A 14,368-nucleotide genomic window follows, 5' to 3' on the forward strand; every position below is an offset into this window, starting at 1 on the left:
TATAATCTCACAAAGGTAATTCTTATTTAGAAAGAATAAAAATAACAAAATATGAAATTTTCCTTTTTTAAAAAAAGATGAAAACCCGAAGAAGGGAGCTGGAGGTTATTTAGGACCTTAAATCAATAAAAGCTATAGTAACCTCTTTGGAATAAAGATTTTAAATAAAACAAATAGGTATAAAACGTCTTTCATAAGTTCCTTCTTCCAGCATCCAGCTACCTACTAAAATCGTAAAATCCCAGCCCAATGAAGGACCAGGATTTTACTAGTGAAAAACAAGGTATCTTTTATACTGCAGGCCCTGCAGCATCTTTTATTTCTTCTAATAATTTTTTTCTTTCCCGAAGTCTTCTTCTCGCGATAACAGATTTACCACCAAGAACTCTTACAAATCTGAAATACTGAAAACGTTTTGCTCCGAAGTGATGGGTGACAACATAAATCAATACTCCAAATCCGACTAAAATAATATATCCGAATATCTTTTTGGTGGCAATGATAATGGCGTTAAGCTGAATTGGTTTCATACTGGCGGCTACATTCTGGGGAGTTACAGTCATTCCGTCCATATAAACGGCGAGATCTCCTACTGCCATAATCTGGAAACGGTATTGAAACCAGGCGTAGAGTGTTGAAAAAATCCCTACTGCCAGGAAAGTTCTCCAAACCAATACAAGTCCTATAGCGGCCAGCATTTCATCCATTTCAAGCTTATCCAGCGTATAAAACCATACGGAGATAAACAGTGAACACATCCCGTACCCTTTTAAAAACATGGGCAGATACCAGTTGTCATAACTAAATTCCAAAACCATAGAAAAGTACATGATGATGGCATATCCCACCATTGCTGAAAAACCGGAAAAAATATACATTTTCAAAGGTTTTTCTTTTTTGAACCAGAAAATGGCAATGCCCCCTGCTAAGATAATTCCAGGAATCATTAGTAGACTTAGTCTGGTATTGGTCAACTGGTCATACCCTAATACACCCACCGCAAAAGTATTCTGTATAGAAGCTGTTCCTAAAAACATTCCCAGCCAGAATAGCATGAATAACCCATGCTGTACATTATTTTTTTTAAAAATTTTGAAAGAAAGATAGGGACGTTTTAAGGTCAACTGACGAACAGAAAGCAGTGCAAAACTTACAAAAGCAGCAGTACTTGCATAAATAATATTCTTTGAATTGAACCAATCCTGCTGTCTTCCAAACGAATAAACATACGCTGAAAACATAAAAGTAGAAACAAAAAGCAGAATACTTAACCAATCAATATAATGCAGAGGAACTTTCAACGCAAAATATTTATTATGCATAAAAACCCAGTGTATTAAAGCTAAAATAAAGCATAAAACGGCTGTGAACAGATAAAACTGCTGCCAGTTGTAAAGAAGGGCAAACTCAGCAGCATAATAGGTAGCCACCTGATTCATTACCAAAACAAATGTATAGAATGCTCCATAAAACATACCTCTGTTTCCGATCATAGCCATCAATGGCAGGAAGAGCTCTATGGTCACCATCATCTTCATAAATCCAATCAGTAAAGAGGTAAATATGAAGATCATTGGCTGTAAAGTAGTTCCGTTTACATAACTAAGCAATCCTAAAAGCACCAGCAGTAAAACCAGCTTATCCCTTACCTTGAATCTCATTTTAATCCTGAGAACCACAGGCATACAGGCTCCCATACCAATGGTAGTTGCATAGTTGGCCCACATAAAATATTCTGTCATGGCACCGGTACCGCTTACCAGAGAACTGATATTTCCGGTATACACCCCACCGATAGGCATTACCACGGCAAGCAGTAATACAATCAGCAGCAGCTGTACGGGTTTCGGTACCCAGTCGCTATATAATCCTTTGTTGTACATGATAAAATTAGAAATTAGAGGTTAGAAACTAGAAGATAGAGACTGGAAGTTTTCAGCTTACCTTCTGTATTTTCTAATCTTTTAATCTTTCAATGATTAAATCTTTTAATTACTGCCGATATTCACATTCATATTCATTCCGGCACTCAGTTTATCCAGGTCTTCTTTTTTGTTGGAAGCTGTAAACTCTATTCTTACAGGAATTCTCTGCTGTACTTTAATGAAATTTCCGGTAGAGTTATCTGTAGGTACACTTGAATATCGTGATCCGGTAGCCGCTGAAACAGCCGTAACAACTCCTTCAAATTTCTGCCCACCCAAAGCATCAGCTGTCATAGAAATTTTTTCTCCTACTTTAATATTGGGCATCTGGCTTTCCAGAAAATTGGCTGTTACCCATTTCTGACCATTCAGAACGATGGTTGCAACTTGCTGTCCCGGCTGGATCAATTGACCTTCAGAGATTGTTCTTCTTCCCATTACTCCATCGTAAGGCGCCGTAATAACAGTATATGAAAGATTGATTTTCGCCATATCCAAGGCAGATTTTGTTCTTTTAATTTCAGCATCATTAATTCCCAGTCTGCTTTTCACTTCAGTAGTGGAAAGGTTTGCGGATTGTTTTTGATTCACTAAAGTTTCATAAGCTGCTTTTTGTGCATCATATTCAGTTTTTACCTGATCGTATTGCTGTCTTGTAACCGCCTCAGCTGCCAAAAGATTTTTATATCGGTTTAAATTCTGCTCAGCATTCCATAATCTGGCTTTTGCTCCAGCAATATTAGACTGCATGACGTTGATATTGTTGGAAACAGTATTCACAGAAGAACTTGTTGCCGTTTTCTGTGCCATCGCATTCTGATAAGCTGCTTCTGCCTGTCCCAGCTGGGTAAGAATTTCACGTTCGTCAAGGACTACCAGTGTATCTCCTTTTTTTACATGCTGATGTTCAATGAACTTAATTTCTTTGATATATGCTGAAACCCTTGTATTAACAGGGTTGATAAATTCCTCTACCTGTGCCGCTTCCGTATAGGTTTTGCTTCCGATATGGAAATATTCACGTATTAACCAGAATAATCCGAAACCGATCACCAGAAAAACGATGATATTGGAAATAATGGCTCTGATTTTATTGGTTTTATTTTTCTTTTTCTTGTTTTCTGCAGCAGATGTTGCTGGAGTTGGTGTCGTATTTTGAGTGGTTTGTTCCTTGTTTTCCATTGTGTTGATTGTCAGTTTTAAAAATTAAAGTGTTCCTGTAGATTTCAAAAGGTTGTAGTACTGATACAAAACGTTGATTTCTGCATTGGCATAATCAAGTTCCGACTGCAGCTTCTGGTTCTGTGCGTCAATCATTTCTGCCTGTACTGCCAGCTGATTCAGATATTTGGCTTCCGTAATCTTGTAGTTTTCTTCCGCCAGCCTTTTAGAATCATTCAGAATATCTGCCTGCTGAATGGCTTCCTGATATTTTGTATAGGCCGCATTCACTCCCATATCTACATTCTGCTGTACCAGAGTCATTGCATCATTCGCCTGGTTTTTTTGCAGCTCCCCTAATTTTACTTTTTCCTTAGTTTTATACAGCGTGTCAATATTATAACTCAAAGAAACCCCTGTCTGCCATCCTCCTGAATACATATCCAAAACAGGATTTCTGGTCGTGACAGGTCTCTGCAGAGTATATCCGCCAAATCCAGCCAGTGTAGGCGCATTGTCCGTTTTTATAATCTCAATATTCTTATCTGCAACCGCGATATTTTTTTGGGCAGACTTCAACAATGGATTACTTTCATGGGCAAGATCTGTATAGTATTCCATGCCTATTCCGGACTCTTTATTTTCCAAGCTTTCTGTAGGAACAATTTCTGTGTCAGAAGATAAACCTAAAGCAATATTCAAATTATAATTAAGAATTTTTTTATTGTTGGTAAGGGTCAGAATGCCCTGGTCCAGATTTTTGATCGCCAATTCACCCCGAATGACTTCATTTCGGGTTACCATCCCCTGCTGGTAGAATTTCTGGATATTTTTAAGACGTTCCTGAGCCAGTTTTTTGTTATTCTGAAATACCTCTTCCTGATTGATGATTTTATACACATCCAGATAATTGGAAATCACTAAAAATTTCACATCCTGTTTGTTTTTCTCTAGATCCAGTTCGGAAAGCTGTTCACGAAGCCCCGCCATTTCAATAGATTTATTCACCAATCCTCCTTTGAAGATCAGTTGTGTTGCCTGTACCGCATAGGAACTTCCGTAATGCGGCATCGGAACATTTGTAGAATTTGAAAAATCTTTGTCAATGGCTACTGCATCCCCTAAATAGAACTGACTTGTAGAAGCCGTAATTGTGGGAAGTTTCTGAAGTTTAACAACATTCGTGTTTTGCTTTGCAATACCGATATTCTGTGCAGACACTTTGAGCTGCTGATGATTCTGAACTGCGAGTTCCGCCACCTCACCTGCGGTCATCTGCTTGATCTGTTGAGAAAAAAACAGCGCAGGAAAAGCTGCTATCAATACAGATAGTGCTGTTTTTATTTTCTTTGTCATTTTACCTTGTTTTACAGATGCAAAGTTAGGTCAACAACAAAATCAATCAAATGTTTGATTTTTGGAAAAAGATGTTCAAATGTAAGATTTTAGCTTTCAAACTGATGTCTGTACTGCATAGGGCTTACCTCGAGATGTTTCTTAAAAAAATGAGAAAATGAATATTGATCACTAAATCCGAGAATAGAAGAAATCTCTGAAACTGGTTTACTGGAAGAGTTTAAGAGCACTTTTGCTTCATTGATCACAATTAGGGCGATGATCTGACTTGCAGACTTGCCTGTAATGGTCTTCACTACGGAAGAAAGATGTCTGGTTGTAATTGACTGCCGTTCGGCATAAAACTCAACGGTTCTTTCTGTAAGATGATGTTCTGCAATATCAGTAAGAAATACAAACACGATTTCTTCCTGCCTGGACATCTGATTCATAGAACTGTTATCTTCCTTGGAAATGATTCCCGCCATCTGGTAACAGAAAACAGAGAAAAGATGTTCTACCATTTCTTTTTTGTAAAGCATTTCCGTTTCAGAATCCAGGATATATTTGAGAAAATTGACGCTTCTCCAAACTACTTCCATTTCATCCTCAGGAAAAGGAACCCCTTTATTCATCTGTTGCCGGAAATAGCGATAAGTAATGAGACGGTTAAATTTCAATGACAACGCTGAAATAAATTCTCTTTTATAGGAAACCATCCTCGACTGAAAGTTATCCGTTACTCCCACCACTTCATAAATGGTCTGTGGATCCGTTACCATAAACATATTGGCAGAAACTTCCAGATCACTGAAATGCTGACGAAGTTTTATAGTTCCCGATTTAATAAATATAAAAGCAGGATTATCGGGACGAAAAGGTTTACCCACGGCTATCCGCTCGAAAATATTACGTTCCGTAAAAATATCAACGCCAAATTTTTCCAGGGCAGACATAAGACAAATGTAAGCAATCTTACCAGTGATTACAAAATTTTATTATTTTAGCATCAATCCAATTTCCTGTTAGTATGAGAAAGGTTGATCTCTTATTTGCCGAGTACAGTAAAAGCCATAGAAACGCGACCAACAAGTTTATTCACTGGATTTGTGTGCCTTTAATCTTCTGGGCGGTTCTGGGGTTTGCATCCCTGATTCCTTCTCCTCATTTCTGCGCTTCCTATTTCGGATGTGTCAGTATCATTAGCCTTATGATGATTGCTCTTATTATTTTATTCTATATAAGGCTTTCTCTTTTAATGGCTATCGTGATGGCTTTTATCATGCTTATTATGGAACATTTCATTTATCTGACTAACATCAGTTTCGGTAAACAGGCATGGATCGTTTACCTTTCTGTATTTGTTATCACCTGGATTTTTCAGCTGATAGGTCATAAAATAGAAGGACAAAAGCCGTCATTCCTTAAAGATCTTCAGTTTCTTTTGATAGGACCAATTTGGCTTTTAGCCTTTATTCTTAAAAAAACAGGTATCAGATATTAATCTTCCAGGGCATATACTGCAAAACTTGCGAGCCAGTGGTCTCCGCCATAATTCCCTTGAAATAATAAAGGTAATCCATTGGCAAGAAATACATCTGCTGTTTTTCTGAATTCTTTTTTCAGTGGATGGCCGTCAGGAAGCGCATTTGAAATTCCTTTCATACACCATGCTTTTGAAAAAGATAATCCCACAAGGTGAACGGTCTGATAATCACTAAGATCACTTACCACAGGGATTTTTTCAACATTTTCCAGACTTCTTTTTTCGTAGAAAGCACTCAGCCATTGCACAAATTCTTTTTGTGGAAGAACCCTGCGCATCAGATCTGCAATTTCCAGACTTGGTGAAAAGAAATCTGATCCGTCCGGTTCAAGGTAAGCAGGGGTTTTCTGATCTTTTAAGAAAAAGTATTTCGCCTTTTCTATCAACTGGGTTTCAAATTCTTTGTCCTTATTGGCCCTTGCCCAATCTATAGCAAAAGCCATGGCAAATGCCGTATTGGGATGAACTCCGGTTCTGTTTGGATAGGTTTGCTTTGGAAGGTATGTTTTCCAGGACTTCAGAATCTGATCTGTAAGGGGTTTCAGGTTTTCGTGCCATATTTTAGCTTTCGGGTGATCCCAATTGGTAAGTTCTTCATCCAGTTTTAAGATCCATGCCCAGCCATAAGTTCTCTCGAAAGTTCCTGTCAGCTGATATTTTGTAAAATAGTCTGCTTCTGTCTTCAGTTTATCCTTCTGAAAGGATTCATCCAGAATTTTTTCAATCTCTTTAGCACTAGACAGATTGGGTTTTGTTTTCAAAAGTCTTGCCAGCATCCAGTGTCCGTGAACAGAGCTATGCCAGTCGAAACAGCCATAAAAACTAGGGTGAAGATCTTTGGGAGTCAAAGGAACCTCACCTGCATTATTAATGATATGGGCTGTTTTATTCGGATATTCCTGATTGATACAATGAAGTGGTTTATCAGATAATTTCATAGCCATCTCGTCTGTAAGTTTCGGGGCTTCCTGGGCATACATCAGAAATGGAGAAAACACAAATGCTAAAAGACTTTTTTTCATGAATTAAAAATAGAAATAATTTACTGTTTCAACAATTTTCCGGGCCTATTTTGAGCTCACTCTGCTTATTTTTTTGCTTTTCTATATGTATTTTGATCTTTTATTTAAAATTTCAAACAAATATGAACCATAATCATTTTTAAGCATACTTTTTGATTATAATCATAAAAAACTAACTTACCCATGAAAAACATTATTCTCCTATTATCTGGTCTTGTTCTGATCAACTGCAGCAAATCTGGCGGTGAAAAATATGAAGTGAAAGCTGATCTGATGGAAGTTCTTCAGGAAGATAAAGAACCTGCTGCTGCTGTACCTGCACCTCCGCCACTTGCTATTTCTGAGAAGCTGCTTCCCGATGAAAATAGAGTAAACAAAGATGTTTATACTCCCAAGAAAACAGATACAATCTCCAAAAAAATCATCAAAAACGGAGATATGAAGATTCAGGTGGGCGATATTAAAAAAACTCAGAAACAGGTCAATGAGATTATCAAGAAAAATAAGGCCTATATACAAAAGGAAGAATTCCAAAATACCGATATGGATGATAATCTTACGCTGATCATCCGTGTGCCTCATAAAAACTTTGATGCTCTCATCAACTCATTTTCGGACGGAATAGGATCTGTTTTGTCTAAAAACATTTCATCCAATGACGTGACAGAGGAATATACTGATGTAGCTATAAAGCTGGCCAACAAAAAGATATATATTGAAAAATACCGAGATATGCTTAAAAACGCTGCTACTACAAAAGATATGCTGGAAATTCAGGAAAATATCCGGGAACTTGAAGATGAGATTGATGTGGCAGAGGGCAGACTTCGTTTTATTGATGACCGTGTGAATTACAGTACGTTGAATTTAAACCTGTTTAAAGAGAAAGTAAGAAGCTCAGCTACCTCAAAAATCGGTTTTGGAAGCCGTTTTATAGATTCTTTGACTGAAGGGTGGAACAGTTTTGTAAGTTTTCTGCTGGGAATGGTTTCGCTGTGGCCATTCTTCTTGCTCATTCCTGTTATTATTGTTCTTTGGAAAAAATGGAAGTCCAGGAAAAAAAATAAAAATTAATAAAAAACCCGGGCATCTTCGATGCCCGGGTTTTTACCGCATTATCAACAATTTATACTGTTTCCAGTAGTCTATCAACAACAAGAATAATGCTATAGCCCTGTTAAGAGCTGTTAAATATTTTCGTTAATTTAGATTTAAACATTAAAAATATTCATATAACCAAAAAACACATTGTTTCCCAGATGGGTTTTATCAAACTTTAAATTCTTTATTATTTCCGGATTGTTTTTGTCATAGTGCTTCCATCTTTATAATGAATTCTGACAAAATAAATTCCAGGCTGCAGTTCCCCAATATGAATACTGTACTTTGTTGGATTAGCCGAAGAAAGCATCTGAAGACCTGCAGGATTAATAACATCCACTCTGCTCATTTTCCCATAATAATCCTCTGGCGAAAAACTGATTATATTATCAGATACAATAACTGAAAGACCAGCCTCTTTACTTGTAAGTCCAGCCGTACAACCAGGAGCCTCTGTGCAGCTATTTACCAATTTCCAGACAGAATTACTTCCCGGAGCTTCTCCCGGATTCGCATACCATTTATTTTCCCAGATCTTGCAGGCATGGAATACTTTTGTTCCTGCTGTTGGATAATTTTTAACAGGATTATATTCCTGTGCTCCACAATAAGTAACCGGACCGCTTGAATCACAGCCAGGACCTTCAGTACATACATTTATTTCCTCCCATACCATATTTGTCCCCGGAAGTTCTCCCGGATTTGCATACCATTTGTTTTTCCAGATTTTACAGGAGTAGAAAACTTTCGCTCCGGCCGTAGGGTATGCATTGGCAGCATTATACTGCTCTGCCCCACAGTACGTTTGCCCATTACCTGGCATAATTTTCTTGGTTCTTACTTTTAATTCATTACTCATATCAGAGAGCTGATCGTTCATCGCAACAGATTTTACTGTATAGTGATATTCTGTGTCTTGCGCCAAGCCGGCTCGTAAAAAGCTTGTTTGTACGGTCTCTCCCACTTTAACTCCATTTTCAAACACTTGGTAGTTTTTGATGCCTTGTGTATGCGTAGAAGCCATCCACATAAGTGACGCAGAGTTCTCGGTAACACCCATTGAATGAAGGTTAGATGGCGCTGTAGGCTTTTCAGGAATGCCTTCACTGTTCGTCTTTACATTGAGTGGTATACTTTTTCCTGAAGTAAGTCCTGAAGAACCTTTTGCCTGTATTTCATATGTATAAACTGTATTAGCAGTCAAACCGGCATCTTCAAATGCAGCTACGCTTACCTGCTGAATATTTTGCCCATTGCGGAAAATGTTATAGGATACTGCATCTGATTGCGGGTTCCAGCTTATTTTAGCAGAAGAACTTGTTACTCCTACTTGCGTTAATCCTGTAGGAGTGGCAGGTGCAGAAACTCCTGTTCCGGAGGTTACATTAACGTCAATTACATTATAAAATGCATTAGTGGTATCTGCTACATCCCAAACTGCTAAAATGATATGGTAACCTGTACGGTTGGCAGGAACTGTAATCTGATGAGAAACATTATCCTGCGGCGGTGTACCATTATGTACAACTGTACCAATGAGTTCAAGATTCTGACGAGAAAGAGGCTGATTAGGATCCCAGCCTTGCTTTGTCATGTAATAATGCCATTTTGCGGTTGCATGATACGCCAGATATTTCCAGATAAAGGCATTCACACCGGTGGTGATATTGGTTTTCTTCCATCGGTCAGCTGTTTGAATATCCAGTGTAGTGTCTCCGCCAATACTTCCATTAGCAGAAGCAATCTTTCCGTCTATAGGTCCGGATACAGGAAAACCTTTTGGCGCTTCCAGAGATCCGGGCTCATTAATTACTGAGCCATATTTTCCAAATGCTACAGAATAGCCGAGTGCAGCCTTATCCAAACTGCCCTGATATCCTCTTGAAGCAGGACTTAGTACATATCCGTGTGCAGACAGATGAAGTAAAGAAGGTACCAGTATGGCCAGCATCAGCAATACCGGAAAAAAAATTTTACGTGTAATCATATTTAAATATTTGGTGTTGAGTTTACTGAATCAATTTTATATAAAACTGAATTTTTAACCTATTGTATTCTCAATAATAATATAAATACAAAAGTTATTAGTTTAAATTTATGAAAACAGTTTAAATTATAAATTTTTAAACAAAATTTAAATTAAATAAAACAAATTAGTTAATATTATTAATCTACATATGAAATAAAAACCAATAAAACATTATATTTAAATATAAATTTAGAATATTCTTCACCATAAAATACGAAAAATAAGATGATATTAATCACAAATTATTGAAATATATTCAATTTGAGTAATGAGTGAACAATCAAAAGAAAGAAAACCGGCTGGAAATTGATTATAATAATCGACTTCCAGCCGGTTCAATATAACAGATTTGTTATGCTTAAAATTTATTTACCCAACACAAATACCGCAGGAATTTTATGAAGTTCCGGCTTTTGTTTTTGCCAGTCCTTTATTGATTTTGTTTTGATGAACTCATGTTCCGGATCATTGATATTGGCAGCAATACAAAGCTTTGTATTCGGTGATAAGAATTTGCATAAATCTTCAAAAAGCTGGTTATTTCTGTATGGTGTTTCCATGAAAATCTGGGAGTATCCGGTTTTCTGAACAAGGCTTTCAAGATTCATAATCTGTTTCTTTTTCTCTCCTTTATCAATAGGAAGATATCCATGGAAGGTAAATTCCTGCCCGTTGAATCCACTGGAGATCAAGGCAAGTATAATAGATGAAGGACCTGAGATAGGGATTACTCTGATGTTTTTCTCATGACACCATTTCACAATAAGATTTCCCGGATCAGCAATACAAGGCAATCCAGCCTCTGACAATAATCCGAAGTCCTGCCCTTTCAGCATCAGCTCCTGAGCTTCTTTGATATCTGCATTTTCTGTGTATTTGTCTAATAAAAACAATTTCAGATCGGCCTGCTTTTTTTCCGGGGCAAAAAATTTAACAACCTTTCTTGCTGTTTTCTCATTTTCCACGAAGAAATAATCCGTTTGCATGATATAATCCTTCAAAACAGGTGAAAAGTGGTTGATAGAAGTGTTTTCTGATAAATAAGCAGGGAGTAAAAAAAGCATTGTATTATTTTTTAGTTCTTTCGTTTAATGAAGGCTGCGGGAAATATTTTGTAAGGTCCATGGAAAAGGTAACGGAGGTAATTTTCCAGGTTCCGTTGATCTTCATGAGTGTCCAGATCTCCTTTCCCCAGTTTTCCATTTTACCATCGTACCAAAAGCTGTAGTCGAAATTGGCAGAAGCTACTGCTCCATCTTCAATGATCTTAATATTGTCAAATCTTTCTTCAGATTTTTCATCTTTAAAACTTTTGATAAAATCTTTATAATTATCTGCAAAGTAGTAATCTGCCTTAGGATTTTTCTCAAGGCGTTTGGCCTGTGTCCTGTCTTTGTAAATTCCGGTCCAAAGTACGGGTTCCTGAAATAACGAGAGGTATTTGGCTTCATCTCTGGACTTAATGCACCCCATAAAGTCATCCATTACTTTACGGATCTCTGTTTCATCTTTGGTTTGGGCAAAAGAGAAATTAAAACTTACTAATAGCAGTAACAGCAATTTTTTCATGATTATGATTTGGGTATTTGGTTCTTAATAGCGTCACATCCCCGATCCAAAAGCTGAAAGACCTTTTCGAAATCGCTCATATCTCCCCAATAAGGGTCCGGAACCTCAGCGTTTTCATGGTCTCCCAACACTTCCAGAAATAAAGATATTTTCTGTCGTTCTTCTTCATTCCTGGTTTTAGAAACCACATCCTGCAATACATCAATATCCATGCAGTAGATCTTATCAAAGGTTTCAAAATCTTTTCTGGTAATGGGCCTAGATCTTTGTTTTGAGATGTCAATATTATGGTTGGCGGCAATTTTAACGGCTCTTTTGTCTGGATGCTCCCCTTCATGCATTGAAATGGTTCCGGCTGAATCTACCACAAAGCTTCCCGGCACCTTTGTTTTCATAATTCCCTCTGCTAAAGGGCTTCTGCATATATTTCCCAGACAAACCATTAATATTTTCATATTCAATCTATTTAAAAGAGTCTTTTGTCCCAACAAAACTAAATAAAAAATGAAGAATAAAACTATCCTTCATTTCAATTTATTTTGTTCAACAATGTTATTGTTTGATTCTTTCTGTAAGGTCTTTTACGTACTTTTTGATTTCTTTATCAATTTTTGATACGTCTTTAATCGTATCACAAGCATACATTACTGTAGAGTGGTCTTTACCTCCCATTTCTTCACCAATTTTAGTGAATGTGGAATTGGTAAATTCTTTAGAGAAGTACATGGCAAGCTGTCTTGGCAACGCAATCTCTCTTTTTCTTGTTTTCGACAGCAGTTGTTCTTTTTTGATTCCAAAATAATCACATACAACTTCCTGGATATAAGGAATATTGATGATCTTTTTCTGGTTGGCAGCAATTCTGTTGATGGTCTCTTTAAGCAATTCAAGACTCAGGTCTCTTTTGTATACGGTAGAGTAAGCGATCACAGAGTTAATTACTCCGATAAGTTCTCTTACATTGGTTTTCGTTTCCACAGCAAGAAAGTCAAGCATATCTCCCGGAAGAACGATTCCGTCTCTGCTTAGTTTATCCTCAATGATTTGCCTTCTTGTAGATAGATCCGGAGATTTGATTTCTGCAGAAAGTCCCCATTTGAAACGGGAAACAATTCTGTCCTGAATATCCATAATATCAGCAGGAGCTTTATCTGAAGTAAGGATGATCTGTTTTCCGTTCTGATGTAAATGATCAAAAATATGGAAGAAACTATCCTGAGTTGCTGATTTTCCTGATAAGAACTGAATATCATCAATAATCAGTACGTCCACCATTTGGTAGAAATTCGCAAATTCTGTCTGCTTATGCGCCTTGGCAGCAGAGATAAACTGCTGGATAAACTTTTCAGAAGACAGATAAAGGACTACTTTATCAGGGAATTGATTTTTTACTTCAAGCCCCACCGCTTGTCCTAAGTGTGTTTTTCCAACTCCGTAACCTCCATATAAGAATAACGGGTTGAAGGCAGTTGCTCCAGGTCTTTTCGCAATGGATCTGGCAACAGTGGCTGCAAATTTATTGCTTTCTCCTTCTACATAACTATCAAAAGAGTAGTCAGGCTTAAGGTTAGAATCTATATTTACTTTTCTTATTCCAGGAACTACGAAAGGATTTACAATATTAGCAGAGAATCCTTGTGGCATTGTTTCCTGTGTTTTTGGAGTAGGAACACTTTGTCCCTTGATGTTCATGGTAACTGGTTTTTCTTCACCTTTTGGTCTGTTTTCCATCACAGAATACCATAATTTCACTCCTTTTCCAATATTTTTCTTCAGGGCAGCAGAAAGTAAGGACAGGTAATTGTCCTCTATATATTCCTTGTAAAAATCACTCGGTACGATCAACGTAAGGTTGTTGGCTACTAATGAAAGCGGCTGAACCTTATCGAATAACATATCGAAAGATTTTTCAAGTTTTTTCAGGTCAGAATTGTCTTCAGCTGCGTTCAGGTTATCACGCATAAACTGAAGGCATTTCTGCCAAATCATCATTAAATTGTCATCCATTTTTTATGCCCCGATTATTCTTTGTTTGTACTGTGTTTAGAAGGAAGACAAAGGTCCAATTTTTTCTTTTCAAAAAAAAATATTGCAGGTATTGATTATTTAAAAATATATTTGTATGTATAATTTAGGCCCTAAAATGATACACACAACACACTCAATACGAGTACGTTACGCAGAAACAGACCCCATGAAATACGTATACTACGGCAACTATGCTACATACTTCGAAGTGGGGAGAGTTGAGCTCTTCAGAAGCATAGGAATTTCATACGATGAAATTGAAAACCAAGGAATTTGGCTTCCTGTTTCCGACTATAAAATTAAGTATATCCGACCGGCTTTGTATGATCAAAAATTAGAAATTCATACTTATGTTAAAAAAATTCCGGGAGTAAGGATCGAGTTTGAATATGAAATTTACAATGAAGAGCATATTAAAATAACAGAAGCGTCTACTACTCTATTCTTTTTGGATGCAAAAACCAATAAGATCATTAAGTGTCCAGATTTTCTGATGGAAATGATAGAGAAGAATTGGAAAGAATAACATGGTAAGGATTAGCTTGCAGGAAGAAGGAATTTTTAGTGAGCAGTTATAAAGGAAAAATCAATAGTGAATTTTGCTTCGCAAGTGAATGGTGAATTTTTAATAAAGACAACATAATAAAAACCA

The 14,368-nt window shown here is 37.0% G+C and carries 13 protein-coding genes; 3 read left to right on the forward strand and 10 right to left on the reverse strand.

The window, feature by feature from the left end; genetic code table 11:
* Window positions 1-290: 290 nt before the first annotated feature.
* The 4 genes from FW781_RS13845 to FW781_RS13860 all read right to left on the reverse strand — a co-directional run bounded on the left by FW781_RS13845 (window position 291) and on the right by FW781_RS13860 (window position 5,377).
* The gene (locus FW781_RS13845; protein WP_149387964.1) at window positions 291-1,883 is read right to left on the reverse strand and encodes an efflux MFS transporter permease; all 1,593 of its coding nucleotides are present in this window, start codon (window positions 1,881-1,883) and stop codon (window positions 291-293) included.
* Between the two features lie 105 nt (window positions 1,884-1,988).
* Window positions 1,989-3,107, reverse strand: coding sequence for an HlyD family secretion protein (locus tag FW781_RS13850; protein ID WP_149387965.1), 1,119 nt, complete (start codon window positions 3,105-3,107; stop codon window positions 1,989-1,991).
* A 24-nt stretch (window positions 3,108-3,131) separates the two neighbouring features.
* Entirely contained in the window at window positions 3,132-4,442 is a 1,311-nt protein-coding gene (locus FW781_RS13855) for a TolC family protein (protein WP_149387966.1), read from the reverse strand.
* Between the two features lie 89 nt (window positions 4,443-4,531).
* Window positions 4,532-5,377 (reverse strand): helix-turn-helix domain-containing protein, encoded by an 846-nt coding sequence (locus FW781_RS13860; RefSeq protein WP_149387967.1) that lies wholly within the window; start codon window positions 5,375-5,377, stop codon window positions 4,532-4,534.
* Between the two features lie 74 nt (window positions 5,378-5,451).
* Here FW781_RS13860 and FW781_RS13865 point away from each other — a divergent pair, with 74 nt between their 5' ends.
* The gene (locus tag FW781_RS13865; RefSeq protein WP_149387968.1) at window positions 5,452-5,925 is read left to right on the forward strand and encodes an Mpo1 family 2-hydroxy fatty acid dioxygenase; all 474 of its coding nucleotides are present in this window, start codon (window positions 5,452-5,454) and stop codon (window positions 5,923-5,925) included.
* On the opposite strand, the gene FW781_RS13870 is transcribed toward FW781_RS13865, so the two are convergent.
* Window positions 5,922-6,989: a DUF2891 domain-containing protein gene (locus FW781_RS13870; RefSeq protein WP_149387969.1), complete on the reverse strand. Its 1,068-nt coding sequence runs from the start codon at window positions 6,987-6,989 to the stop codon at window positions 5,922-5,924. The two genes, FW781_RS13865 and FW781_RS13870, sit on opposite strands and share 4 nt — an antisense overlap.
* Window positions 6,990-7,172: 183 nt before the next feature.
* On the opposite strand from FW781_RS13870, the gene FW781_RS13875 reads away from it, so the two are divergent.
* Window positions 7,173-8,063, forward strand: a complete 891-nt coding sequence (locus FW781_RS13875) for a DUF4349 domain-containing protein (RefSeq protein WP_149387970.1) — start codon at window positions 7,173-7,175, stop codon at window positions 8,061-8,063.
* 214 nt (window positions 8,064-8,277) lie between these two features.
* On the opposite strand, the gene FW781_RS13880 is transcribed toward FW781_RS13875, so the two are convergent.
* The 5 genes from FW781_RS13880 to dnaA all read right to left on the reverse strand — a co-directional run bounded on the left by FW781_RS13880 (window position 8,278) and on the right by dnaA (window position 13,695).
* Complete coding sequence (locus FW781_RS13880; protein ID WP_149387971.1) at window positions 8,278-10,077, reverse strand: lytic polysaccharide monooxygenase; 1,800 nt, start codon at window positions 10,075-10,077, stop codon at window positions 8,278-8,280.
* Between the two features lie 407 nt (window positions 10,078-10,484).
* Entirely contained in the window at window positions 10,485-11,183 is a 699-nt protein-coding gene (locus FW781_RS13885; protein WP_149387972.1) for an SAM-dependent methyltransferase, read from the reverse strand.
* Window positions 11,184-11,187: 4 nt separating this feature from the next.
* Window positions 11,188-11,688, reverse strand: coding sequence for a Cif family virulence factor (locus tag FW781_RS13890; RefSeq protein ID WP_149387973.1), 501 nt, complete (start codon window positions 11,686-11,688; stop codon window positions 11,188-11,190).
* A 2-nt stretch (window positions 11,689-11,690) separates the two neighbouring features.
* Window positions 11,691-12,143, reverse strand: coding sequence for a low molecular weight protein-tyrosine-phosphatase (locus FW781_RS13895; protein WP_149387974.1), 453 nt, complete (start codon window positions 12,141-12,143; stop codon window positions 11,691-11,693).
* Window positions 12,144-12,240: 97 nt separating this feature from the next.
* A complete protein-coding gene (gene dnaA / locus FW781_RS13900; protein WP_047376841.1) occupies window positions 12,241-13,695 on the reverse strand; it encodes a chromosomal replication initiator protein DnaA in 1,455 nt (484 codons plus the stop codon).
* A 136-nt stretch (window positions 13,696-13,831) separates the two neighbouring features.
* Here dnaA and FW781_RS13905 point away from each other — a divergent pair, with 136 nt between their 5' ends.
* Window positions 13,832-14,242 (forward strand): acyl-CoA thioesterase, encoded by a 411-nt coding sequence (locus FW781_RS13905; RefSeq protein ID WP_149388278.1) that lies wholly within the window; start codon window positions 13,832-13,834, stop codon window positions 14,240-14,242.
* Window positions 14,243-14,368 lie beyond the last annotated feature (126 nt).

Origin of the sequence: Chryseobacterium panacisoli (assembly GCF_008274625.1) — a bacterium.
Taxonomy (GTDB): domain Bacteria; phylum Bacteroidota; class Bacteroidia; order Flavobacteriales; family Weeksellaceae; genus Chryseobacterium; species Chryseobacterium panacisoli.